General features: G+C 54.5%; 16 protein-coding genes and 1 pseudogene. 2 read left to right on the top strand and 15 right to left on the bottom strand.

All coding sequences use genetic code 11. From position 1 onward, the window contains the following. A pseudogene (locus FEM03_RS24725) lies at nucleotides 1-286 on the bottom strand (IS4-like element ISVsp14 family transposase); the annotation flags it as partial. A 298-nt stretch (nucleotides 287-584) separates the two neighbouring features. Between FEM03_RS24725 and FEM03_RS08395 the strand changes: the two are divergent. Further along, nucleotides 585-821, top strand: a complete 237-nt coding sequence (locus FEM03_RS08395) for a type II toxin-antitoxin system ParD family antitoxin (RefSeq protein WP_240772710.1) — start codon at nucleotides 585-587, stop codon at nucleotides 819-821. A gap of 166 nt (nucleotides 822-987) precedes the next feature. On the opposite strand, the gene FEM03_RS08390 is transcribed toward FEM03_RS08395, so the two are convergent. After that, complete coding sequence (locus FEM03_RS08390) at nucleotides 988-4695, bottom strand: YobI family P-loop NTPase (protein WP_138085746.1); 3708 nt, start codon at nucleotides 4693-4695, stop codon at nucleotides 988-990. A 468-nt stretch (nucleotides 4696-5163) separates the two neighbouring features. Between FEM03_RS08390 and FEM03_RS08385 the strand changes: the two genes are divergently transcribed. Then, nucleotides 5164-6675, top strand: a complete 1512-nt coding sequence (locus FEM03_RS08385; RefSeq protein WP_138085745.1) for a sulfatase family protein — start codon at nucleotides 5164-5166, stop codon at nucleotides 6673-6675. On the opposite strand, the gene FEM03_RS08380 is transcribed toward FEM03_RS08385, so the two are convergent. From FEM03_RS08380 to FEM03_RS08320, 13 genes are all read right to left on the bottom strand, one after another. Beyond that, nucleotides 6663-9413 (bottom strand): cation-transporting P-type ATPase, encoded by a 2751-nt coding sequence (locus tag FEM03_RS08380; protein WP_138085744.1) that lies wholly within the window; start codon nucleotides 9411-9413, stop codon nucleotides 6663-6665. The two genes, FEM03_RS08385 and FEM03_RS08380, sit on opposite strands and share 13 nt — an antisense overlap. 153 nt (nucleotides 9414-9566) lie before the next feature. Continuing rightward, on the bottom strand, nucleotides 9567-10337 hold the full coding sequence (locus FEM03_RS08375) for an RDD family protein (protein WP_138085743.1): 771 nt from the start codon (nucleotides 10335-10337) through the stop codon (nucleotides 9567-9569). Then, nucleotides 10334-11350, bottom strand: a complete 1017-nt coding sequence (locus FEM03_RS08370) for a stage II sporulation protein M (protein WP_138085742.1) — start codon at nucleotides 11348-11350, stop codon at nucleotides 10334-10336. Before FEM03_RS08370 ends, FEM03_RS08375 begins: the two co-directional genes overlap by 4 nt. Nucleotides 11351-11371: 21 nt before the next feature. Beyond that, entirely contained in the window at nucleotides 11372-12730 is a 1359-nt protein-coding gene (locus FEM03_RS08365; protein ID WP_138085741.1) for a DUF58 domain-containing protein, read from the bottom strand. 43 nt (nucleotides 12731-12773) lie between these two features. After that, entirely contained in the window at nucleotides 12774-13739 is a 966-nt protein-coding gene (locus FEM03_RS08360) for an AAA family ATPase (protein WP_138085740.1), read from the bottom strand. Between the two features lie 32 nt (nucleotides 13740-13771). Further along, nucleotides 13772-15055, bottom strand: a complete 1284-nt coding sequence (locus FEM03_RS08355) for a DUF4350 domain-containing protein (protein ID WP_138085739.1) — start codon at nucleotides 15053-15055, stop codon at nucleotides 13772-13774. Next, the gene (locus FEM03_RS08350; protein WP_138085738.1) at nucleotides 15045-16709 is read right to left on the bottom strand and encodes a DUF4129 domain-containing protein; all 1665 of its coding nucleotides are present in this window, start codon (nucleotides 16707-16709) and stop codon (nucleotides 15045-15047) included. The genes FEM03_RS08355 and FEM03_RS08350 overlap by 11 nt, the downstream gene beginning before the upstream one ends. A gap of 217 nt (nucleotides 16710-16926) precedes the next feature. Continuing rightward, nucleotides 16927-18210: a vWA domain-containing protein gene (locus tag FEM03_RS08345; RefSeq protein WP_138085737.1), complete on the bottom strand. Its 1284-nt coding sequence runs from the start codon at nucleotides 18208-18210 to the stop codon at nucleotides 16927-16929. A 100-nt stretch (nucleotides 18211-18310) separates the two neighbouring features. Then, on the bottom strand, nucleotides 18311-20959 hold the full coding sequence (locus FEM03_RS08340; RefSeq protein WP_240772709.1) for a DUF1592 domain-containing protein: 2649 nt from the start codon (nucleotides 20957-20959) through the stop codon (nucleotides 18311-18313). A 23-nt stretch (nucleotides 20960-20982) separates the two neighbouring features. Then, nucleotides 20983-22260, bottom strand: a complete 1278-nt coding sequence (locus tag FEM03_RS08335; RefSeq protein WP_138085736.1) for a DUF1552 domain-containing protein — start codon at nucleotides 22258-22260, stop codon at nucleotides 20983-20985. Between the two features lie 149 nt (nucleotides 22261-22409). Continuing rightward, nucleotides 22410-23342, bottom strand: coding sequence for an ACP S-malonyltransferase (gene fabD, locus FEM03_RS08330; protein ID WP_138085761.1), 933 nt, complete (start codon nucleotides 23340-23342; stop codon nucleotides 22410-22412). Nucleotides 23343-23362: 20 nt separating this feature from the next. Next, complete coding sequence (locus tag FEM03_RS08325) at nucleotides 23363-24493, bottom strand: glycerate kinase (RefSeq protein ID WP_166442728.1); 1131 nt, start codon at nucleotides 24491-24493, stop codon at nucleotides 23363-23365. Between the two features lie 89 nt (nucleotides 24494-24582). After that, nucleotides 24583-25647 (bottom strand): PA0069 family radical SAM protein, encoded by a 1065-nt coding sequence (locus FEM03_RS08320; protein WP_206170928.1) that lies wholly within the window; start codon nucleotides 25645-25647, stop codon nucleotides 24583-24585. Between the last annotated feature and the right edge of the window lie 3 nt (nucleotides 25648-25650).

The following is a 25650-nucleotide window of genomic DNA, read 5'->3' as shown; positions in this document are numbered from 1 at the left end:
GAATGCAAAGCGCCTCCAGCCAGGGGCGCGAGGTGCAAAGTCGTTTATGTAGAGCCATGGCATTGAGGTCGGCCAAGCCTCGGGCGCGGGCACGCGCTGAAGTTTGCTCAAGGGACAAGCCTCCACCGACATGCATGAGCAGCACCCGCAATAGCTGCTCTGCGGAGGTGATCTGACCTCGCCGTCGGCGCATTGCACCGTGAAGCCAGGCATCTTCATCCAAGTTTTCAGGGAGAAAGCGCCGCAGCACCTCCCACTCATCTTCGACCAAAGTTCGCGGTTGCATCAGCCAACATAGCCAGCTCAATGCATACTTCAACTTTTAGGTATATGCTTATGGGCTGCAAGCCTGTGGGTGAGACAGGCATTTTGCCTGTCCTTTCATCGTGCTGGTCCCGGTGACTCAGGCTTTCAGCCTGTGCGTCCGCCGGACATCCTGTCTGTCTCATCTCTCCCAACCCGGACAACATGTCCTGCACACTCACTCCAATTAGGAAGAAGTAGGTCGAGCAGCCCACTCGTCGACTGTTCCGCCGACCCCACTCCTTTCTCGACAGTCTCGCTTCCTCTATTATCATAAGCCCATGACCGTTGCCCTTCCACCTGCGCTCAGCCATCTCGTTGAGCGCCTCCTCAGCACCGGAAGATACGCCGATGAAGGCGAGATCATTCGCGAGGCTCTACGAGCCCTAGAAAGGCAAGAGTTGGATGAGTCACCCGCTCTTGAAGCCGCGTTGCTCGAAGGCGTGCACTCGGCGCACGTTCCCTATGATGCAACAGTTCTGGCCCGGATGCGTCAGAATGCAATCATGCATGCATGAGCATTGATGTCTTCAATTAAAGTATCAACACGCGTTTCCATCGAGTGCGCGCAGCGGACATCCTGTCCGTCTCATCTCTCTCCCAAACCAATGCCCACCACCCCAACCGGCTCTTGAACCTAGTGGGATCCTCCATTATAAAACCCTGAAAACTGTGATTGCCTCGCTAACGACGACGTTTGTAGATTCGCAGTGAATTTCCCTCCTCCTCAACCTTGCCTAGGATTTCATCACTCTGCAACCGTTGAATAAGTGCCCGGTGTTCCGGTGAATCAGTCAGTTTGGGTTGTTTTTGACTATCATCCGATAGCTTTTTATATTCACCACCTAGGTTTCCGAGGATCAGCAGCAACCGTTCTTTTTCAATTTGCTGCAATTGATCTGCAAGCAAAAATACAATTTGCCCAGGCGGAACCTCGTGCGCTGACAAAGTCTCTACCACGAGACTAGAAACAGAGACTTTCAAGCTAGACGCTATTTCTGCAACTGCCAGCAGAGTCTGTTCGTCGCAATTGTGAATGTATTCATCCGAAATATTCAGAACGGCCTGTTTTACAGCGACACTTATTTTCTCACTTAGAAGTATCTTTGCAACATCTCCCTGAACAAGAGATGAATCCAAATATTTAACGAACTCGTTCGAAGCCATAATGAAGAATTCTCTCGTTTCCCAATTGGAATGCATAAGATGATAATACGTCTCAGCACAATCTTCTATGACACCCCTTTTTAAGAGCGACGCAAACAATTCTCCTTCTTCATGAATCTCTTCGATGCGCAGATATGACTTCAGTTGAAGACTCGAAACAAGCTTACATCGTTGTGACACAGATGTTATCTTATCTCGTGCTATCAAAATTTTGTTCGCTAAACCCTGCTTAATCTCCTCCTCAACATCGTCTGCTATAGTAATAGAGTCTATGGAGTTCAAAAATTTTCCGAGACTGCGATCAATCTTACCAATGGCACTTATGTATTCACTAATATTGTTTAATGTAGGCTTAAGTCGACCATGCTCAATGATACTCGGCCACGCTTCTTTTTGAGCAACGTTTAAGTCATCGATAACACAATCTGGAGATGCGCATGCAAGCATGTGATCAAGATAGGTTATGCCATTAGCACAAATATCATTGATGACTATTGCAAAATCGCTCAACTTAACAATTGACGGTGGCGAAACCTCCACAGCCGAAGAATAAGCATCCAGATTATCAAGAACATATTTGTAGGTTTTCGGGTTTACATTTCGGATTATATCCAACCCTGGATGCAAATCGCCACCGATTGCTAGCTGCAAATTTTCCATGGTTACATCGAATATATTACGGTCCACGAATGCTTTGCGACACGACTTACTCAGTGGCATGAGCAATGGAAAGCGAACGTCTACTTCCTCGAAGAGGTTTGCAACAGCATCGATCACAGGCGTTTCAATTTTATCGTCAGTCAGAACCGGAAACCTTAAGTAATTTTCCTTAAAAAAGGCGATGACATCATGGTTAAGATCATAATCAACTTCTGCATTTAGATGCTCCAGCACAGTATTCGTCAACGCGATCCGGGTGGATAAATCTAATTTGACATCAGCGATGAGAAAATTCAAGATTCGAGAACTTATTTGCGCTAACACTTTTAGAAACTTGTGCCTCTCAGCTCCCTCGTTTAGATACGCCTGCAAGAATCGTTTCGCATCATCCTCGAAACGGGCAATAGAACGAATCATGATTTTCGATAATTCGATATTGTCCTGCAATAGATGATCCAAAATTGAAATATTGAAAAATGCAGAATCTCCAAGTGATTGCATCCCACACTCGCGAACTAGTGATTTTATATCTTCTGCAGCCAGACTGAAAAACTCATCCATGGTGTTTGGAGCAACATGATGCATGATGAAATTCGCTGCCGCCGCACTGACCCGGTCCGAATGAAAAGTCGACGTGTAAAGAGTGAAATTTCGATTGATGTAACCTCGTTTCACTAATTCAAACGCCATCTTGCTTTCCAAAAGCTTTGCTGCAACCGTATCGAGCGCTTCTTCAGTGCCATTGAAGGCTGCAGTAAACTCCGATCTCTGGATAAGGTCACTCATGTCTGATTGACGAAGAAAATTCAAATTTTCTTCGTGCATCCTTAGATTCTTATGCATCTCTTCAGCAAGATTTTTGTCCCAGAATTCTTGTTTCAGGGAGTCTTGCAGAATCTCCGAAAGCTGTTCTCGATTAAGAGTCAATTTTATCTCCCCTACGTGATAATGTTGCTGAATTATTTCAAGATTGTGGGTTATAGGGGCCACTGAAATTCTTCTCCAAAAATCCGAAGATTTAGCCTCCTCACTACTTATTTGCGTCCCTCCAAACTTAATAGTCGCGTTTTCAAACTCGAACTGATTCATCCTCTGATTTCGAACCGACAATTGCTTGCTGATACGATCAATGTATAAAACCAGCTTTTGCTCTAGACATTGACTTTTTGATTCAATACCATCTAGCCGTTGCAAATTATCTTTCAGATCACTTATTCGTTGTTGATTTTCAAGCCTCTTGATTCTAACAATTTTACGACTGGCTTCATATAGTTCATCAAGCTTGCTTTTTCCAAACCTGATATTCTCGAAGTCAGTTAGATGTGTGCTCTTATAAAGCATCATCGCGAATAATTCGTTCTCGCTTAAGTTGAGCCCAGAACCTCCATCACGAATCACTCGATCCCGAAACACAACGAACTCATTCCTAACATTTTTTATCAACCGCATATCAGGGATAAATTGAACTGCTAGATCAATAATGTCAGCTCCAATCTTGTGATCTATCGACTTGAAAATTTGCACTACATGATCGCGGGCGCTCCGATGGGTGATAAAAGGAACAACTGGAATTATGAGATCAAAAAACTTGGTCCGGTTAGCTCTTACTGCCTCGGCATGGGCGGAATCGGATTTCTCCACTTTTATATCACGGCTTCTGCGCTCAAAGAGCAACTTATCATAGTCAAAAATACTGTCTTTCACTGCATAAATAAACCGTATGGCTTCACGCTTCGTTCTTGACGAATTCAATAAACCATTCAGAGAACGAAGGGTTTCAAAAATATGCGAATTCTCAAAGCGGTCTATATCCTCAAAAATGACGATTCTGCATTTCGACACATCGAAGAAATTAACAATTTCATCCAAATATTGATCAAAATAAGACTCTGCATTTCCATCTAGAGTGACACTAGCCGATCCTGCCGACAGTTCCTTGATGTGTAGTTTACCATGCCATACCCGGCGCAGCGAAAAAGCACAAATGGCGGAACATCCAAAAATAGCAATATGCCCCCATTTTCCCCACTCAACCTCTGGTCGGAACACATTGGATATTTTCTCGGTCCATCCCGTGATAAGGAAGACTCCAGCCACAATCAGTGCAAGTATCAAAGCCAATACTGCTTCGCGCACAAATAAAAATTTCTCTATTCGACGGAAGCGAGAGCCGGTTAGCTTCCCAGCGGGCACGAAGTAAAGCATTTGTTTGACGATTTCTTGCTGAATACGATTTGTGACCGGAGTGATGAAGTGGGGTTGTGAATTCGCTTCTTTCTCTTTCTCAATGGGAGCCAGCGTTGAGAGAGAAATCATTATGACTGACTCTCGATAATTTTCCGCAACTTTTTGAAGTATGCTACTTTTCCCAACTCCGTAGTTTCCTGAAAGCGCAATGTTGTTTACTCCATCTTTCCTCAATGCATCTTCAATCGCCGAGACATAGATTTTGTGCTCAGATTCAAGAAAAATTGGGGTCAGTGGCTCCAACATCCACGGCTCGGCACTATCGCCGGAATCTTCCTGTTGTTCTTTTCTCCACCAATTTAAAATTCTCCTATTCATAGAGGAAAACCACCTAAGCGGATTTCTCACGAAATGCAGTCAGTTTCTGAAAAACATCTTCTTTTCTCTCAAAACCAAAACGCATCCGTGAATCTTAGAAGGGTCAGCATCAAAACTGCCCTCCTGCTTGAACCTGTGGTGCATTTTTCATTGTTTAACGCTGATACAACTTCGCTCCCCTAAAATTATGCGCCGCGCCGTCAAATCTGACTTAAGGTCGGGCACCTCCGCTCTAAACGCATAAAAACCAAGTGACCGCATCCACGATCTGCGAACGACCTAAATCTTCAAACAACTCTCATGATTAATTCCCAGCCGCTGCACTTCAAATATTCCTTCATCACCCCCCGTCTCGGAGCCAAACCACTTTGCCGCCGTCCGATCAAACACCGCTGAAGGATCATCCCCCCCACTGCGTTAAAAGTTCACGTCCGTTCGCCAACGGCTAGCACGTCAACATCCCTCCCCATGAGACACGCCATCCTCACCGCCCTCACCTGCCTGTCCCTCATCCATCCTCTGGTCGCAGCCACGGAACCCCAATCCAAACCCAACATCATCCTCATGATGGGCGACGATCACGGTTGGGAGGAAACGGGCTACAACGGCCATACTCATATTAAAACCCCGGTGCTCGATGAAATGGCCGCCACGGGTCTGCGCTTCGACCGCTTCTACGCCACCCACCCAAGCTGCTCCCCCACCCGCGCCGCTTTTCTCACCGGTCGGCATCCGAACCGCATGGGCACCTTCGCCCCCGGCTGGTCCATCCGACCCGAAGAAATCACCATCGCCCAACTCCTCTCCAATGTCGGCTATCGCTGCGCCCACTTCGGCAAATGGCATATCGGAGCCGTCAAAAAAACTTCACCCGTCAGCCCCGGTGCCATGGGCTTTCATGAATGGCTCTCCCACGACAACTTCTTCGAGCTCAACCCCGCCCTGTCGCGCAATGGTGCCGACCCCGAAATATTCCAAGGCGAAAGCTCCGAGATCCTCATCGCCGAAACCATCCGCTTCATCGACCGCGCGAGATCCACCGGCCAGCCATTCTTCACTGTCGTCTGGTTCGGCTCTCCTCACGAACCCTACAGCGGACTCCCTGCCGACCTCGCCCTCTACGACGACCTCCCCGCGCTTTACTCAAAGGAAGTAAAACTCACCTCCAACGAAACCGGCGAACAAGTCACCCGCTCACAAGGCGAAGTGCTCCGCGAACGTTACGCCGAAATCACCGCCATGGACCGCGCCATCGGCACCCTCAGAAAACACCTCGCCAACCAGGGCCTGCGCGACAACACCCTCGTCCTCTACTGCGGCGACAACGGCACCTCCCCCGACGCCGCCCTCGGCCTGCCGCATCGCGGCGTCAAAGGCCAGGTCTACGAAGGTGGCATCCTCGTCCCCGGAGTCATCGAATGGCCCGCCCGTATCCCCCAACCCATCAATACCAAATTCCGCGCCAGCACCAGCGACCTCCTGCCCACCCTCTGCGCCCTCATCGACCTCCCTCTTCCCACCCGACCCATCGACGGCATCGACCTCAGTCCCGTCATCGACAACAACAAGACCCTAACCCAACGTCCGTCCCCCCTCTACTTCTGGAACTACAACACCTCCCGCTTCGCCAACCTCAACCCCAAACCCAATCCCTACATCGATCCCGAACTTCAGGAAGGCACCTCCCCCTTGGTCAAACTCCAACGCGGCAAAGCCACCCGCGACTTCACCAACTGGCATCATCCGTCATTGAATGAACAGGACTTCCAAGGCCCACGCTCCATCATTCACAACGGCTTCAAACTCGTCATCCACGATAAAAAAACCCAACCCGAACTCTTCAATCTCGACGCCGATCCCGCCGAGAAACAGAATCTCATCGACTCTGAACCCGACAAAGCAGCCGAACTTCAGCAACAACTCCGCACCTGGCAGAAATCCGTCCTCAACAGCCTCACCGGTGCCGATTACGAATCCTGAGACCCGGCATCCATGTCCTTCTGCGTCACCTTCAATCGAATCCATTTCTCAAGCTCAACCACACAGTAGGCCGCAACGCCTACGCCAAAGACATAGAGCCACGAAGTCCCATCCAGCGGTGCCGAATGAAAAAGTCGATTCATCAGCGCCGAGTGCGTGAAGAGCACCTGCGCCCCAAGCATCGCCGCGATGCCCGCATAAACGGCAAGGTTGGTCCACAACCCCACAAAAAACATCGAATGCAGCAGCGATCTGCAATTGAGTAGATAAAAACACTCCACCACCACGATGACATTGATGACCGTCGTGCGCGCTTCAATCACACTTTTGCCGCGCACCTCCTGTTCCCATAAAAAAGCGCCGAACGCGCCGATCAACAGGATCAGAGTTACCAATCCCGTCCGCATGAAGAGCGGAAATGTGATGATCGGTTGTTTGGGATCACGCGGCGGACGCTGCATCAAATCGCGCTCCTTGGGTTCGAAGACGAGCATCAATCCCAGCAGCACCGCCGTGACCATGTTGATCCACAAAAGCTGAACCGGCAAAGCGGGCAACGCAGTGCCCAACAGGATCGCCGCGAGCAGGATGGTCGCTTCGCCAAAGTTAGTCGGCAGGGTCCAGATGATGAACTTGGTGAGATTGTCAAAAACGCTGCGCCCCTCTTCGACCGCCGCCTGAATGCTGGCAAAATTGTCATCCGTCAGCAGCATGTCCGCCGCCCCTTTCGCAACGTCCGTCCCAGTGATGCCCATCGCCACACCAATGTCGGCTTGCTTCAAGGCAGGCGCATCATTCACGCCATCGCCGGTCATCGCCACAATGTGACCACGCGATTGCAGCGCTTTCACCAGCTTCAGTTTCTGTTCCGGCGCGACCCGCGCAAACACCGCCGCACGCTCGGCGACATAAGCCAATTCATCGTCAGAAAGTTTCTCCAACTCCCTCCCAGTCACCGCGATCAGTTCCGTCTCGTCATCGCCACCGCCACCGCCGCGCAGGCCGAGTTGCATCGCAATGCTGCGGGCAGTCAACGCATGATCGCCCGTGATCATCTTCACCTGAATGCCAGCCTCCCGACATTTCCGCACCGACAAAATGGCTTCCGCGCGTGGCGGGTCGATCATCCCTTGCAAGCCCAGAAAAGTGAGTCCGTCCTTCAGGTGATCGTGATCCAGTTCCTTATGATCATGCGCCACCTCCAACCGCGCAAAAGCCAGCACCCTCATCCCTTTCGCGGCCATCTGCTCAACCGCCGCATTCACCCCTTCGACATCCACAGGTGCCAGCTTTCCATCATCCCCAAGCCCATGCGTGCAACGTTCCAGCAAGCGCTCCACCGAACCCTTTTTGAAGATCACCCGTGGTTCGCCCTCACCCCGACTGTGCAGTGTGGCCATGAACTGATGCTCCGATTCAAAAGGGATCACATCAAGCCGCGGATGCGCATCGTGAGTGTCCTCCGGAACCAGCCCCAACTTCTGCGCCGCCACAATGAGCGCCCCTTCCGTCGGATCGCCCTCGACCTTAAGTTGATCGTCATCCCGCACAATTTGCGAGTCATTGTTGAGCAAACCCGCAAGCAAGGTCTCATGCAATGCCTTGTGCTGATCCACCGCAGCAATCTCCCCATCCATCATGACCTCACCCGCCGTTTCGTAGCCACTGCCCGTCACGTCGAATAACTTCCCACCCGCAAAAACCTGCTGCACGGTCATCTTGTTCTCCGTCAGGGTTCCCGTCTTGTCCGAGCAGATGATGGTGGTGCTGCCCAGCGACTCAACCGCAGGAAGCTTGCGAATGATCGCCCGATGCTTGGCCATTCGCGAAACGCCAATCGCCAGCGTGATGGTCACCGCTGCAGGCAGGCCCTCTGGAATCGCGCCAACCGCCAATGCGACCGCCGCCATGAACATATCCACCGCCTTCTCCCCGCGCACGACACCGATCACAAAACTCAGCACCGCCAGTCCAAGAATCACCCACAGCACCAGCTTGCTGAATTCCGCGATCTTGCGCGTGAGCGGCGTGGAAAGATCTGCTGCCCCGTCGATCAGTCCCGCAATTTTTCCCGTCTCCGTGCGATTGCCCGTCGCCACCACCACGCCCTCAGCCTGACCGTAAGTGACCAGCGTGCCCGCGAAAGCGAGGTTCTTCCGATCCCCAATGCCCGCCCCTGGCTCAACAACGCCCACCTCCTTCTCCACCGCCACCGACTCGCCCGTCAGCGCCGACTCATCCACCTGCAAGTTGCGCACGATGAGCAGGCGCAGATCCGCCGGAACCTTGTCGCCCGACTGCAACAACACGATGTCCCCCGGCACCAACTTCACCGAATTCACCCGCTGCTTCCGTCCATCACGCCGCACCGTGGCCTCGGTAAGCACCATTTTCGAAAGTGCCTCAATCGCCTTCTCGGCCTTGCTCTCCTGCAAAAATCCCACCAGCGCGTTCATGAACGTCACCCCAAAAATCACCGCCGAATCCACATACTCACCGAGCACCAATGTCACTACCGACGCCACGAGCAGGATATACATCAGCGGCTGTGCAAACTGCAGCAGGAAGCGCTTCCACTCGCTCATCCGCTTCTGCGCGGTCATCTCATTGCCACCAAACTCCCGCAACCGTTCATCGACCTCACCTTGAGTCAGCCCCCCGGTTGCATCGCTCTTCAACATTCGAACCACATCGGGTTCCGGCACTTCATGCCAGGAGGTTGGGGAATCTTCTTTCATGGGGGTCCTCCACCGTTGAGCCATCTGACATGGCAGTTACGGGAATGGCTGGCTGCCTCGCAGCTTGGCGAGCGACTAGATACCGCTCACCACCCTCAACCTAAGTCACGATGCCTGCCTAGTCAAAGTCCATCGTCAATCCAGCAGGCCGCCTCACCTCCCCCTCTTGCGAAACACCGTCTCCACCACATTTCGAACATACTGCTCATCACTCAACCCAAACACCGCCGCTTCTGGAAACACCACCTTCGCCCGGAATCGATCCGCCAGCTCCCGGTAAATCTGCACCCTCGCCTCCTCATCCAACTCCTCACGCCGCACCAAGGCCTGAAGCGCCAGTTGCCCCTCCTCCGGCGTCACCACCTGCCTCAACCGCGCCTCCAGATGCGCAAACTCACGAAACGAATTGAACCGCCCTTCCAGCACCGACGCCACATCTGGCGGTTGACTCTTCAACGTCCGCACCACCACCGTCCCCGCCGCCAGATCCCCCAATCTTTGCTGACGCGAATTGAACAACGCCACCATCCCACCCACCGCATAAAAAAACGGCAATGCATCGACAAATCGCAACAGATTGCGCACCACCACCTGCGAAGGTTGCAGCTTCAATCCCCGCTCATCCACCACCCGCAATCCCAGCACCTTCTTGCCCACTGTCTGACCGCGCCACAACAGTTCACACATCATCCGCGTCCCTTCCAACACCACAAACTGCAACAAAATCGTCATCCCGATGCCCATGTCTCCGGTCAACACCTGCATCGTTTCCAGAACCGGTTTGATGAGACTAAACACCGCCATGATCGTCACGAAATCGATCATGTAAGCCAGACTCCGCGTCACCGGCCCGGCCAGCGGCAGTGAAAAATTCACCCCCTCAGGCGTTGTTATGTTCAACACCGCCGCACGCGTCACGCTCATGATCTCTCACCCGGCTCGCGCCGCTCCTTTCCTGAGAAAAATAAGAACCACATCAACCCCGCGAGCTGCAGAATCCCAAACCCAATCTTCACCGAATACGGCAGCACCGGCGCGTGATATTGCGAGAAAAACGCCTCCACCACCCCCGCCCAAATCATCAACAAACCCACCAACCCGGCCAGCGATGCCAGGTCCGACGCAATCTCCCTCAACCTTGTGCGCAATCCACCCATCGTCCCCCAACCAATCAGGGCCCGACCCAAAACCACCCCCGCCTGCCCCGCAATCAAGATCGCCGGAATCTCAAATGATCCATGCGGCAACAACCACCCCAGCAAAAACACCCATTGTCCATCCGTCACATAATCAAACGCCACCGCACCCAGCACCGCGCCATTGTAAAACAACAACAACACCGTCCCCAATCCCCACGTCATTCCAAACGCCAGTGCGCGAAACGCCACACTGATGTTGTTCTGCATCAACTGCGCGGAGAACGTCGCCTTCGCTCCTTCAAGCCGGTCAGTTCCCGCAGGCTTTTCCTCCATCGCCACCCGCTCGCTCGGCGTCATCTCCACCAGATGCGGAAACGGATAAATCGCTTCACGACCATCCAGATCAAACGACAACAACACCGCCCCCACCAGCGCCCCCGCCAGCGTCAATCCCACCGACACATGCCAGCCCCAAACCTGTCGCCGAAACGTCTGCGGCAACTCGCGCACCAGCCAATGCCATAACTTGAAACTCCTCCGATCCCGCGAAGCCGAATGAATCTCCGCATACCCCTCGCCCACCAACCGCTCAAGATAGGCCTTCAACTCCGGTTCCGCCGAATACCCCTGAATCCTCGACAAGTCCGCCGAGGCTCTTTGAAATAGCGACAATACATGCCGCGCATACTTCAAATCCGAAAAATCCCCCAGCCCATCCCGCATCCGCGCCAGCTCCTTCTCAAGCTCCAACCAGTGGGGCTCTTCGCGCTCAATAAAACCTTTCAGATCCGCAATCATTTCATCTTATCTCAATTCAGATCAAATCAACTGCCGCTTCTTCACCTTCAGATATTCACTCACCACATCAGCCACCAAACTTTCCTGCGTCGACGACGTCAAATGCACCCCTCGCTGCTTCAACAACCGCATCGTCTCCTGCAAATCATTCCACATCAACTGCCCCGCCAGCCTGCCATACAATTCATCATCATCCTCCACCCGGTCCCCGTCACCAAACATCGGCCGCACCTCCTTCTGACCCAACATGTGCGTCAACACCACATGCCTTCTCGACACCAGCGACACCCCCTCCACAAACGACTCCGCAAGCCACGGCTCCCCCAGATCCGTCAAAATCAAAAGCAGCGCCCGTTGCCTCATCCGATTCCCAATCTGCACAAACAACTCATCAAAATCCGGGCTCACCGCCTGCGCCTGCAACGTGTAAAGCACATCGCGGATCACATCATAATGCGCCCGACCGCTCCCTGCCGGAATCACCCGCTGCACCTTGTCGGAAAACACCAGCAACCCAAACCGGTCCGACTGCTGCTGCGCCGCCAACGCCAGCACCAGCGCCGCCTGGATATACCTTTCCAACTGCGTCTTCGCCACCATCCCCGCCTCTTCATGACCAATCAAACCCTCCAGCCGACGCCGACTCCGCCTCGAACAATCCACCGCCACATAAACCTCCTGCGTCCGTTCCAACTGAAACATCTTTGTTACTGGAAACCTCCGCTTCGCCGTCCCCTTCCAATACACATCCTCATAACCATCCCCCGGCGCATAAGCACGCAACTGCTCAAACTCCCTACCCTTGCCGATCTGTCTCACCTGATGCACCCCGATCGTTCCCCTTCGAAAAAACAACGGCGCCAGCACACTGCGTTCATGACTCAAATCCGGATAGACCTTCACCTCCACCAGCACCTCAATCGCCCGTCGTCCCAACCAAAACCCCAACCCCGAGATTCCCTCGAAATAAAGCCTCTCCATCTTAAAACTCCCCCTCTCCACCGCCAGCAACTCCCACTTCGTTCCATTGCGTTCATCATCGTTCCTCAGCTTCCAGTCGAGCACCGATTTCTCCCCATCAATCTCCTCCGGCAAAGGCAATCCAACCTTGATCCTCTTCGCCAGCATCCCCCCATTCACCACCACCAGCGGCAGCTCAAACTTCCTGCCCTTCGTCGTTCGAATCACCTTCGGCACCTCCACCTTCAACCTCCTCAACGAAGCCGCCGCCCCCGGCATGTCCATCGCCACCACCAACGCCAGCATCACCCCAATTCCCACCACCCCCGCCAACGGAACCTCCATCAACCCCAGCAACGTGAACAAAGGAATGCCCACCACCAAGGTATAAATCAGTAACTTGTTAGATGGAACAGGCATGCGATTACAACCACTTTTCACTTCTCACTTATACCTTTTCACTTCACCTTGGCACCGGCACCGCTTCCAAAACGCGACCTATCAACTCCCCAATCGTCAATCCTTCGATCTCGAACTCGGGGCGCAAAATCAGTCGATGACCCAACACCGGTTCGGCCAATGTGCGCACATCATCCGGCGTCACAAAATCTCTCGAATCCAACGCTGCCCGCGCGCGACTCGCCAGAATCAATGACTGCGTCGCACGTGGACCCGCCCCCACCAGCACCGCCTCGTGCTCCCGAGTTGCGCGCACCATGTCCACCACATACGCCACCAACTCCTCGCGCACCGTCACGCCCTGCAATGCCTGCCTCAATGCGAGAATGCGGTCCGCTGTCACCCCCTCCCTCCCCTCACCACTCCCCAGCACCGCCTCTGGCGAAGCGATTCCCAGCATTCGATTCGCCAACGACAGCTCTTCATTCCGATCCGGATATCCCACATTCACCTTAAACATGAACCGGTCCTTCTGCGCCTCCGGTAGCGGATAAGTCCCCTCATACTCCACTGGGTTCTGCGTCGCAAACACCGTGAAGCTCGAAGACAACTCATGGGTCTCATTGTCAATCGTCACCAACCGCTCCTGCATGGCCTGCAACAAGGCCGACTGCGTCTTCGCCGGTGCCCGGTTGATCTCATCCGCCAGCAGGAAACTGGTAAACACCGGCCCTTTCACCAACACAAAATCATTGTCCTTCAAGTTAAACACACTCGTGCCGGTAATATCCGCCGGCATCAAATCCGGTGTGAACTGAATCCGCGCAAAGTCACCACCCAACACCTTGGCCAGTGTCCTCACCAGCAACGTTTTCCCCACCCCAGGCACGCCTTCCACCAATACATGATGACCGGTAAAGATCGCGATCAACGCGTGATCGATCACATGCTGCTGTCCAATAATAACCTTGGCAATCTCAGCCCGCGCTTCAGCGAGCGCGCTTTTTACAGTATCCAGCGATTCAGTCATAAGTAAGTTGTTGAGTTAGCAAAAATCAATGGTTATCCCGCCCGTGACTTGAGCACCGCACTCAGTTGCGCATACCCTTTTCGCAGCGCCCCGCGCGACATCCGCTCACCTGCCTGCTGAGTCAGCAACACCCGTGCCTCCTCCATCCGTCGTTGCATCGCCGGAGACTTCACCAACGCGCCTTTGTCCCAAGCCTCAAAACACTTCGACAGCAATTGCCGACGCGACACTCCGCGTCTCAACAAACTCACCAACCCCGCCGTCGCGCCTTGACCAGAAACCGATCCATCACCACGATCACTTCCCCTCTGTGGCACCAGACTCGAACTCGCCTGCCAGACAAACAATCCAAACAGCAGCAGCCCGCCCACAAAAAACCCATGCAATCGAAAGCGCCTCGCCAGCGCCATGATCCCCGGCGATTCCTTCGTTCCCAAATGCGTTTCATCGAAGATCACCGTGCTTGAATTGCCACCCATCAACCACAACAAAAACTCTGGCGCAGGCTCCTTCAACAACGCCTCATTGCTCACAAAATAACTGTCAGTGCACACCACCATGCTGCCGCGACCCGCGCTTTTTTCCACCATCACCGGATCCCCGTTCACCGTGGCCAAAACCTTCCAATCCGCTTTGACCTTCTCGTCAACTTCAAGAGAGGTTCCGCTATACCACAGCGGAAGTTTCGCATCATCCAGCTTTAGCCCTTCCTCTTTCTTTAAAGGCTTCCCACCTTTGCTCGTCAACATGAACTTGCCACCGGAGACTTCCAATCCAGTTACCTTTGCCAGCGAATCGGGCAACTCCAGACCTAAGTTCTTCAAGTCCTCATCCGAGATCTCTTTTCCATCCTTATCTTTATCTTTGCGAGCTTTGCGCTGACGCTCTTTCTCACGTTCCAATCGCTGCTGGCGTGCCTCCTCGCCAATCCTTGCCATGCCCATGCCAGCGCCATCAAGAGTCATCACCACCCGACCGCCTTCAACGGCATATCTTTGCAAATCCTTCCCTTTTATGACCAACCCATCCACCCAGGTGCTCGGCTTCAAATCCAACAACACCAAGGTCTCCCCAACCTTGCCATGGAGTTTTTCCAGGCTCCGAAAATTCTGCCTCACCTCCATTCCCGGCAGCCGATCCAGCGACTCATACAATGCCTTCGATCCCAGCGGATCAGCCCGCAAGGTTGAGTAAGGCGGATACACCGTCCCCGATTCAAACCGCATTTCCAGCACCCGCGAAAACAACCACGCCGTGCCCAACAGCACCGCGATCAACGCGCCCATCAACAGTGGCTGATTCCGACTAAGACGCATGGGAGGTGATCCTTTCATGCTGTTGTTCAAACTTCGCCATCAAATCCTCGCCCACCTCATGCCAGCCATACCACACCTGCTCAAACACCCGCACCTGCTCCTGAAACCCCTCATGCAGCCCATCACGACCACGCGCCCGCCACCCCAGTTCACGAACATAATCGCCATTCGACTTTGATCCCACAATCGTCAGCAACCGTTTCTCCCCCAAATGCGCCAGCGTCGCCAGGAACAGCGCACGCAAGGCCAGCCGCAGATCCCCCTCCTTCGCCTTCTCCCGCGCCAGACGCAGCCATTCGTTCTCCGGCAACTGCGTCGCCACCACATGCTCCGCCTCAAGATTGATCTCCACCGGCACATCGGCCGATTCCACCTCCGCCGTGCGACGCGCCAGCCTCCAATGGCGATAGATCATCCATCCCAGCCCGACCACCAACGCAATCACCATCACCCATAGCAAGCGCGGCAACCACACCATCCATTCCGTGCCACCGCCTCCACCATCAAAACCCGTCAGGGGTTGATCCCGCCGGAACAACCAGTCCATCAAATTTCCAAACATCTTGCCAACTCCATCAAACGCTTCACTGATGCCATCCACGATCCAGCGCAACATCGAAGCGATCCATGAATCTTCCGTTTCACTCTGCCCGCCACTGTCACGCGGCAGACGCCATTGATATTCACTCCCCTGCAACACCTGTCGGATCGATTCCTCCAACACCACGCCATCATCCGAACTGCCCACCTCCTCCGCCTGCATCCCCCCCATCGAGCCAAAAGACATCGCCATCATCAGTGCCACCACTGCTGCCTTCGACCGCGTCAAGATCCGCAGTGACGCCTTCATATCCGCGCCTGTTCGCAACGACACGCCATAAAAACACCGCAACGCATACATCGCCTTCACCAGCGGATTGATCACCATGTAGCTCAATCCAATCAGTAATACTTGAAACGACGAACTCATGAACAAAAAAGCATTGGAGCTAAAAGCATTCTCCGTCCCGGTGATCGATTTCGACAAAATCAACGCCGTGGCCAATCCAGAAAAACAATTCGCATAAATCAATACCGCCAAGGCTGTGATCACCGAAATCAGCAAATGATTCTGAACTGGTGCCCGATGCGATTGCGCCAGTGCCAATCCCATCAATTCCCGCGTCGTCCCCCCCTTCTGAAAATGCCCCCAGGCCAGTGCCGACACATTGTGATAAAACGCATACACCCAGCCAAACGGCAGCACGGCGACCAAGGAAAGCAACATCACCACCGGCATCGTTGCATGAATGAGCATCTGCCCCCCGATCAGCTTCACCCACCCCTTCAACGACATGGGGGAACCCTCATCTCCATTCGGCTCACTCGCCTCGAGAACTGACATCATCTTTCCACAAAACACTGCATGCCACACCTTCATCCATCCATACAGCAAGGCCAGGATCAATGACGATTCCACCACGCGCCCCATGGCATTGGCCGAGCGCGACATGTCGGTCCAAAAATAAAACAAATACACCACCAGCGGCGCGGTCCCCACAAAATATCCCAACCATGCCCCCAACGGCAACCGCCGCAGCAGATGGGTTGCCTCCTCCACCAGCACCAGCAAAGGCTGCTCAGTCGGTGCTTTGCGACGGGGAGGCTGGTTCATAACGAAGCAAAGACAACAAGCGATTCGATCAGGCACCACTCAGTGCCCCTTCCAAGAAATACACAGCGACGCGGGCGGCGGCAAATGACTTCTCGTATCCATGACCAATTTGAGACGTCGGCCTCTCTCAATAGTCGACGCATCAATCAAGGTCGACACTCACTGACGAGCCGGTTCAAGGAAAAAATGCAGCCCAGCAACCTACGCATCCCTTACTTCACCTCAACTTCGCATCATACTTCTCGCGATCTTTGAAGTAGGTATCGCCATCAACCGAACTGCCATCATTGAACACCATGGTGAACCGTCCCGACGACCCCTTTGCCAGCTTCGCCATGTGCTCGCTCCCCGCTTTCGTGTGCATCAAAAGGGTGTTGAATTGCGTGTTCGATTTGCGGACGTTTTTGTTGTAGTCGAGAATCACATCCACCGCCTCCGCCGCCCTGTCCATCAAGCCGTCGGTCATAAAATAAATCACCTTCGGCGGTGGATTCATGTTCATCGCCATCTTGAAACCCCAGCGCCAGTCAGTGCCGCTCCAGGTCTTTTTCGCCTCAAGGTTCTCCATGGTGCGTTTGACATTGTGAGCATTGGCGCTGATCCAGCGATCCTCCGGCAATTCGTCATCCTTGCCTTCAAACGCATAATCCATGAAGGAGTTGGTCGGCGAATAGAAGCGGAACTTCTTCCTGCGATGCAGCACGATCCGGTCGTATCGGTGCTGCGAATCCACCGTCCAGTCATCCGATGCAAATCGGGCACCGCCCGCAAACAAAATCACCTGATACTCCGCCTTGGGCGGCAGCACTTTCAATGTCTTGCCCATTTCGGCCACCACCAGGTCCAGTTGATTCGGCTTCATTGAAATCGAATAATCCAGCACAAAAACCACACGATCCAATGGTGTTGAGAGACCAAAAAAAGAGATCTTCCCCTTGAGTCCTCCAATGCCCACCCCCGCACCAAATCCTCCGCCCGCTCCCGCCGATCCAAATCCCCCACTGCCCATGCTGCCCGCCGAGAGAAGGCTGCTCATTTCTGGAATATCCACCGCATCCGTCGCCGCATCAGGCAGCTTGATGGAGGCCGAATCCGAACTCGACACCACCCGCTGCATGGGCAGGCTGCGTTGGAAACTGTTGCGCTTCTTGGTCTGCACCTGCTGGGTCATCGCCTGACTCGCCGCCTCCGATGCCTTGCTGCCGCCTCCCGAAAGAAAATCGACCGCATCTTCATGCACGATCGTCTGCACCGCAAACGCCGCTACGATCAGCAATCCCGCGTGAATCAACAAACTCACCATCAATGATCCGCCGCCGATCTTTTTCCAGGCCTCAAACCATCGACCGGTTTTGGATGAATCCTGCACCCCACTGGCAGACGACACCGGCGGCATTCCAGGCTCATGCGTGAGCGTCACCACTGGCGGAACCACCGGCCCGGAAGCGGGGTCGGACGGTGGCGACACAGGTTGATCCGAAGGTTCATCAGTCGAGTTCATGGAAACAGGAAGGACAGCGTAATTCGCAACTGTAGTTGTCTCCACTCAACATGAACAGCACATCTTGTTTATCGAATACGAAACCGCGAACAACACCGCTTTACCTTGAACGGAAAATCTCACTGGTCAGGCACGCGACCAACAGACTGCGCAGGCCGAGCTTTTCCTTTTTCACCTTCTCCTGAATCGCTTCAATCTCTGCTTCATCAGCGATCTCCATGTGCCGCCCGGTGGAGTAGCTGAGCACCTGCTTGATCAGATGCCGGGTGAAAAAGTCGGCACGCGTGTCGCGAATGATCTTCTTAAATCCGGCAAAATCCTTGTAGGTTTCACCCGAGGGAAATTCCCCGGTGGAATCGATCTTCGGCGCAGGAAGTTCTTTTTTCTTGGGCTTCGGATAAGTGTCCCGCCAGCGACCGACGGGATCGAATGTCTCCAGACTAAAGCCCAGGGGATCGATCTTGCGATGGCACTCAGCGCAGGTGCGGTCGAGGCTGTGTTTGGCGAGCCGTTCACGAATGGTGGTGGCGCCGCTGACATCAGGATCAATCGCAGGAACTTCATCAGGCGGCGGTGGCGGCTGGTAGCCGAGAATGTTTTCACTCACCCAAACCCCTCGCGTGACCGGTGAAGTCTCCACGCCATTGGCACTGACTGTCAGCACCCCGGCCATTCCAAGCAGCCCACCACGGCGCGAATTGCCTTTGAGACTGACCTTCTTGAATCCATCGGCGAGGCGCAACGTTTTCTTCTCGGGAATGTCGTAAACCGCAGCCAGCTTTTTGTCCGCAAAGGTGTAGTCAGCATCGATAAAGTTGGTCACGGGACCGTTGTTTTTGAGCAGGTCGGTGAAAAAAAGACGGATCTCTTTCTTCATGGATGCCGGAAGATCTTCCGCATAATAAGCACGGTTGGTCTCGCGCGGGGGCGGCTGGCTGCCGAGGTCCCGAAGATTGAGCCAGCTATCCAGAAAATCGTTTACAAAATTGGAAACGCGTTCATCCGAAAGCATGCGTTGCACTTGCTTTTTCAACTCTTCTTCCCCGGCAAGCTTGCCTGACTTGGCGACCTGCAGCAATTCAGCATCCGGCGGTGCCGTCCATAAGGCATAGGAGAGGCGTGAAGCAAGGTCATGGGGTTTCAATGCCTTCTCAGATTCTTCGGTGACCTCGCTGAGATAGAGGAAAGAAGGCGAACAAAGGATCAGCTTCAAGGCATCCAAGGCGGCCTGACGCGGACTGGCTTTTTCTGCAACCCGTTTCTCATAAAGCGCACGGATGGGCTGCCGGTCAGTGTCGTCCAGCGGGCGACGATAGGCCTTTTCGGCAAAAGCATAAAGCTGATCCATCGCGCGCTCGGCTTTGAAGCCTTCGCTGCCGAATACCGCCACCTCCTCGACGCTGCCACCTTTCTCCTGCACAGGGCCTTTGATCTTGATGTCGCTGATGCGGATGTGCGGCAGCTTACCTTCGCGCAGAATGTGCGCACGACCAACGAGCGATGAGGGAATCTTTGCTTTGAATTCATCCTTATAGCGCTTGTTCACGGTGATGACCGAGGCCCGCGACTCATAGGGGCCATTGGGAAAGATGAAGCGCGGTGTTTGTCCAGCTTCCAACCAGACGCGGAAGCCAAGCCGGGTGCGCGAATCCGGGACCGTCTTGCTGGCGAGCAAAGGTTCGATCGCCTGCGGATAATGGATGTGGCCCTTGGTAACGTCGCCAGGAACGATGCCAAGGATGAAAGGCTCGGAAAAATCGATGCCGAAGATCTCGGGATCATAGTGGGTGTCCCGGTGCATGGCCTGGGCTTCAACTTCGATGTCATACAATCCAGACACAGGCACGCCTTTGAGGAAGTCTTCGATATGGCCGTAGCCGCCCTGACGGGTGTCGGTGTTGGGCTGTTCATAGAGGTTCAAATAGCCAAAGTTAAAAGCGTCCTTGTGTGAACCTTGCAGCTCTTCGTATTGCACAAAGTGGCCGTTGAAGTGCCACTCCTGCGGCTGCATCGACGGTTTGCCGAGCCGCATTTCAACCAGCCGGTTGGCCGACTGAAAATGCTGATCCACAAGAAAGCCGGAAGTCACCAAGGTCTGGCCAATGGTGTCGATGTGATGACTGGTTTTCTCCTTCGGGAAATCGGCGGTGAGTCCGAGCGTGTCCACGCGTCGTCCAAAAAGCGTGGCCAAGGTTGACTCATACTCGCGACTGGAGAGGCGCCTCATGACCGTGCGGGAGCCGGTGCTCTGAATCTTGCCCCGGGCGGCCACAACCCCTTCGCGCAAGGCGCGGACCATGGCGATGCGTTCTTCATCGGAAGGCTGGTCGGACTTCTTCGGCGGCATCTCTTTCAGCGTGAGCTGGTCAATGATGTCCTTGGCTTCGATCAGATCGGCCTCTTTGCTGAGCGGCAGACCAAAAAGAGCAAAGTCGCGGTCACCCTTTTGCACATCGCTGTCGTGGCATTCGAGGCAATAAGAAGAGAGAAATTGCAGCACCAGTTCGCGCGGCGGGATCGGCTTGGCTGGAGGCGAGGATTGCGCGGCGGGGGGCGGTGCCTCAGCCTCCGCAGGCTTGGGATTCGCGGTCGAAACGGCGGGAGGCACTGACTTAGCCTCAGGTTCGGCAACCGCAGGCTTTGACTCTGACGGAGCCTTTGCCGGTGATGAGGCCGACGGCAGCTTTGCAGCTTTTTCCTCTCCATGAGCGGCGAAGCTGAAACCCATCGCCAAAACGACGGCGATCAAGCGGACCTGATGAAAAAAGCGCATCAGGAGAAACGACCGGTGCTGCTGCCGAAGGAATCCGTCTCCACGCCCATCTTCTGGGCGATGTCGACATAAAGATTGCAAAGGGGAACCTTGTTGATCCCTTCGCGTGGCACTTCACGGAACTCACCATGCTTATACCCACCACCGGCAAGGATGATCGGCAAATCGGAGTTGCGGTGCGAGTTGGCATCGCCAATGCCGCTGCCGAAAAGCACGGCGGTCGAGTCAAGCAACGTGCGCTCGCCATCCTGAATGTTCGACAGGCGATTGATGAATTTGCCGAAATGCATGATCTGGTATTTCTCCAGCGCGATGAGGTTGGCGATGGCTTCCGGGTCGTTGCCGTGGTGGGAAAGACCATGATAATCCTTTTTGATGCCGAGGTGCTGCGGCATGAAATCTCCGCCGATTTCCAATGTCGCAATGCGGGTGGAATCCGTCTGCAAAGCAAGAGCGATCAACTCATAAAGCAGCGGCAAATCCTCTACCGGATTGCGGTTGGCAGGCTTGCCAAACGGCGCTTCCGGCTTTGGTTGATGATCCCAACGCTGACGCAGTTCCAAACGTTTTTCCACATCGCGAATGGAGGTCATATACTCGTCGAGCTTGTCCTTGTCCTCCTTGTTCACCTGACGGGCAAGGCGATTGGCATCTCCCAAAACCGCATCAAGAATCGAAGCCTGAACCTGATTGTCCTGAACCCGGCTGGCCTGACGCTCGGGCGAGTCGCTGACAAAGAGTTTTTCAAAAAGTTGGGCGGGACCTGTAACAGGAGGAACGCGCACGCCAGACTTGGTCCAGGCAATTTGGCAGCCGCCATGAATTCCGCCCTCGGAACCGACCGTGAGCGAAGGGAAGCGCGTGTGATACCCGACTTCATCCGCAAGAAACTGATCGATGGAGACATTGCCATCGGGACGATTTTGCGCTTCCGAATTGAGCACGCCGGAAAGGAACGAATGCACCGCGAAGTGACCCCCTTTAACACCGTGATCAAGACCACGATAAACCGTCAACTGATCGCGATTTTCCCATAATGGCTCGAGCAGCGTGGTCTTCTCGTAGTTTCGCCCTTGGGTGGTTGGAAAAAGCTGCTTCACCTGAAAACCGAGCAGATTGCCAACGGCCACAAAACGTCGAGCGCCAACTCCCGCACCCTTGGCCACCTGAACCGCAGAGTTCCCCCCCACCGAATTGGCCATCAAGGAAGACAGTCCAGGCAATGCCAACGAGGCACCCAGGGATCGGAGAATAAAACGACGGCGATTGATGTTCATAAGGTCACGGTTCCAGATTCGGGAGGACGGCAATGATATTGATACGCCTGCCCGGTAGGGTTTATTGCGGCAGGTTGTCATGTCACAGCACGGATTTCGACATAACCGCCAAAACCGCGCCATCAGGAGTATCCTTCCACTAGCCGCTCTCAGCCATTCGCCGCAGCCACATAAGCATCGACACTCGCCGCATCCTTCAACGTCGTGATGTCCACGCCCTTCTGAATGCGGCCCATCAACCCCGCCAGTGTGCCATCAGGACCCAGCTCAAGGAAAGTATCGTAACCCCCGTTCAACAAAAGCTGCATCGACTCACTCCAGCGCACCGAACCCGTCACCTGACGCTCCAGCGTGTTCTTGATCACGATCTCACTGGTCACCGCATCCGCTTCAAAATTGCTGATCACAGGAATCTCCGAAAGCTTCAATTCCACCGTCTCCAAAACCTTCGCCAGCTTGTCCTGCGCCGGTTTCATCAAACGACTGTGATACGCCCCGGCCACCGGCAACTCCACCGCCTTGCGAATCCCCTTGTCTTTCGCCCCTGCCACCGCCGCCTTGATGCCTTCAACGCCGCCGCTCAACACGATCTGCCCCGGCGCATTCAAATTCGCTACATCCACATGACACTCCGCCGCCAGTTCGCGCACCGCGCTTTCCTCTCCGCCGATCATCGCCGCCATTCCGCCTTCGGTGGCTTCACAAGCCTCTTCCATGAATGTCCCGCGTTGATGCACCAGCTTCAAACCCGTCTCAAAATCAAACGTGCCCGCTGCCGCGTGAGCCGTGAATTCTCCCAAAGACAAGCCCGCACACGCCGCCACCTCAAGATCCGGCATCTTCTCACGCAACACTTCCAGCAAAGCCAATCCCTGCACATACAACGCAGGCTGACAACGCGAGGTCCGGGTCAGCTCTTCCATCGGCCCTTCAAACATCACCTCGGAAAGCTTGAACCCCAGCACCTCATCCGCCCGATCGAACAACGCCTTTGCCTTGGGATTGGCCTCCGCAAGATCTTTGCCCATGCCAACTTTCTGGGCACCCTGGCCCGCAAACAACAACACAACTTTCTTCGCCATCATAAAATGAATGCTTGAGTCTAACGATTTGAGACCAAGTCCTTAAGCCAGTCTGCCCGCTGCGCAACGGTTTCCTCCACCAATACCGCCGCATTGGCAATCGCCTCCTCGCAGCTCATCGACTCCGGTTTGACCTGCACCAATCCATCAAAACAGGCCTCCAGTCCGGCATCCGACTCCACCATGCCCGCGATCCCCACCACCGGCTTGCCCAACTCCCGCGCCATCAGCGCCACTCCATGCGGACCCTTTCCATGCAAGGTCTGACCATCCATCCGCCCTTCCCCCGTGATCACCAGATCCGCTTGTTCAATCCTTGCCCGCAACCCGCTCAGATCCGCCACAATATCAAATCCCCCCCGCAGTTCGGCCCCGCAAAAACTCATCAGCCCAAAACCCAATCCACCCGCCGCCCCCGCTCCAGGCACCAACCGGTGATCACATCCCAAATCGCGTTTCACCACCTCGGCCAGACGCTGCAATCTTCCATCAAACAACCCTACTTCCTGCACGCCTTTCTGCGGACCATAAACCGTTGACGCCCCCTTCTCGCCAAGCAATGGATTGTCGACATCACAGGCCACCAGCACCTCACATTTTGTCATCCCCGACGCATCAATCCGATCCAGCACATCCAGATCTGCCGGCAAACATCCCAACTCCGCCCCGTCCTTGTCCAAAAACCGGCAACCCAATGCCATCGCCATCCCGCAACCCCCGTCATTGGTCGCACTTCCGCCGATGCCAATCAATAGCCGCTTCACGCCCTGATCCAGCGCATGCAACATCATCTCGCCCGTCCCATACGTGCTCGCCAGATGCGGGTTCAACGGCAGATCCTTCACCAACGCCAGCCCCGAGGCCGCGCTCATTTCCATCACCGCCTCGGCCTCGCCATCACGTTGCACGATTCCATACCGCGACTTCATCGGCCGCCCCTGGGCATCATGCGTTTTCGCGTCCATCCACCGCCCCTCACCCTCACACGCACTCAAAACCGCCTCCGTAAACCCTTCACCGCCATCTGCAATCGGACTCACCACCACCTCAACCTCCGGCCAGGACCGCTGCAAACCACGTTGCGCCGCTTCAGCCACCTGAACAGCCGTCAGTGACCCTTTAAATTTATCAAATGCCAGAAGAATGCGCATGGGAGGAATCAAAAGAATCGTCCAGTAAACCATAAACCTTTCCGTAAGACACTACTTTTCCCCCAAACATCTCCCACTCCTGTTGCCAGCTACACACCCACCAGCTCCAACTGCATCTGCTCCCCCGGCCTGCGAAAAGCCGCATTGCTCAGCTTCGGACGCTCCATCTTCGCCAGCCCGCTTCGAATCATCCCCACCCGGAACAACTGCGCCACCTGCTCTGCCCACACCCCGACTCCGCTCAGTCGTTTTCCAAATTCTGGATGCGACATCGTCTGCCCCTGCGATTCCCTAATCCGCCCCAAAATTTTCTCCTTCCGATCCGGAAAATGCGTCTCCAACCACTCCGCAAATACCTCCTTCACTCCAAACGGCAGCCGCACTACTGAATAAAAAGCCGCCATCGCCCCTGCCTGCGCCGCCGCCTCCAAAATCGCCGGAATTTCGTGATCATTCAGCCCCGGAATCATCGGTGCCACCGACACCCCGACTGGCACTCCCGCCGCCCTCAATAACCTCACCGCCTCCAGTCGCATCTTCGGCGACGAGGCCCTCGGCTCCAGCTTGTGCGCCAGATCCGCATCCAACGATGTGATCGACACATACACCATCGACGCCTGAAACTTCGCCAGCTCGCTCAACAAATCCACATCGCGCGTCACCAGATGATTTTTCGTGATGATCGCCACCGGATGCCGAAATTCCGCAAACACTTCCAGACATCCACGCGTGACCCTCAGCTTCTTCTCCAAAGGCTGATAACAATCCGTCACCCCGCTCATCGTCACCGGCACCACCCGATACCGGGGTTTCATCAACGTCGCCCTCAGCAGCTTTGGTGCCTCCGTTTTTACCATGATGCGCGACTCAAAATCCACCCCCGAACCAAAACCCAGATACTCATGGGTCGGCCTCGCATAACAATAAGCACACCCATGCTCACAACCCCGATAAGGATTAACACTCGCCATCATCCCGAGATCAGGACTCTCGTTCTTCGAAATCACCGAACTCGAATGATCTACGAACACCTTCGTCTCCACCCTGCCCGGTGCCTCTCCGTCGTCATACTCGACGCGAAGAGAAACAAACCTCTCCAAGGGATTTCCCTCAGCTCCACGACCTCGAATCGGCTTGTTTAAAATATCGAACACTGT

Origin of the sequence: Phragmitibacter flavus (assembly GCF_005780165.1) — a bacterium.
GTDB classification, from domain to species: domain Bacteria; phylum Verrucomicrobiota; class Verrucomicrobiia; order Verrucomicrobiales; family Verrucomicrobiaceae; genus Phragmitibacter; species Phragmitibacter flavus.
Note: the sequence above shows the minus strand (reverse complement) of the source record. Positions and strands in the feature narration are given on the sequence as shown.

Coding starts and splice junctions, on each gene's coding strand:
- FEM03_RS08380 (WP_138085744.1), bottom strand. CDS start 9,413: ATGAAAGAAGATTCCCCAACCTCCTGGCATGAAGTGCCGGAACCCGAT.
- FEM03_RS08390 (WP_138085746.1), bottom strand. CDS start 4,695: ATGAATAGGAGAATTTTAAATTGGTGGAGAAAAGAACAACAGGAAGAT.
- fabD (WP_138085761.1), bottom strand. CDS start 23,342: ATGGCGAAGAAAGTTGTGTTGTTGTTTGCGGGCCAGGGTGCCCAGAAA.
- FEM03_RS08370 (WP_138085742.1), bottom strand. CDS start 11,350: ATGATTGCGGATCTGAAAGGTTTTATTGAGCGCGAAGAGCCCCACTGG.
- FEM03_RS08335 (WP_138085736.1), bottom strand. CDS start 22,260: ATGAACATCAATCGCCGTCGTTTTATTCTCCGATCCCTGGGTGCCTCG.
- FEM03_RS08375 (WP_138085743.1), bottom strand. CDS start 10,337: ATGAGCGTGACGCGTGCGGCGGTGTTGAACATAACAACGCCTGAGGGG.
- FEM03_RS08360 (WP_138085740.1), bottom strand. CDS start 13,739: ATGACTGAATCGCTGGATACTGTAAAAAGCGCGCTCGCTGAAGCGCGG.
- FEM03_RS08355 (WP_138085739.1), bottom strand. CDS start 15,055: ATGCGTCTTAGTCGGAATCAGCCACTGTTGATGGGCGCGTTGATCGCG.
- FEM03_RS08395 (WP_240772710.1), top strand. CDS start 585: ATGACCGTTGCCCTTCCACCTGCGCTCAGCCATCTCGTTGAGCGCCTC.
- FEM03_RS08350 (WP_138085738.1), bottom strand. CDS start 16,709: ATGAACCAGCCTCCCCGTCGCAAAGCACCGACTGAGCAGCCTTTGCTG.
- FEM03_RS08365 (WP_138085741.1), bottom strand. CDS start 12,730: ATGCCTGTTCCATCTAACAAGTTACTGATTTATACCTTGGTGGTGGGC.
- FEM03_RS08385 (WP_138085745.1), top strand. CDS start 5,164: ATGAGACACGCCATCCTCACCGCCCTCACCTGCCTGTCCCTCATCCAT.
- FEM03_RS08325 (WP_166442728.1), bottom strand. CDS start 24,493: ATGCGCATTCTTCTGGCATTTGATAAATTTAAAGGGTCACTGACGGCT.
- FEM03_RS08345 (WP_138085737.1), bottom strand. CDS start 18,210: ATGAACTCGACTGATGAACCTTCGGATCAACCTGTGTCGCCACCGTCC.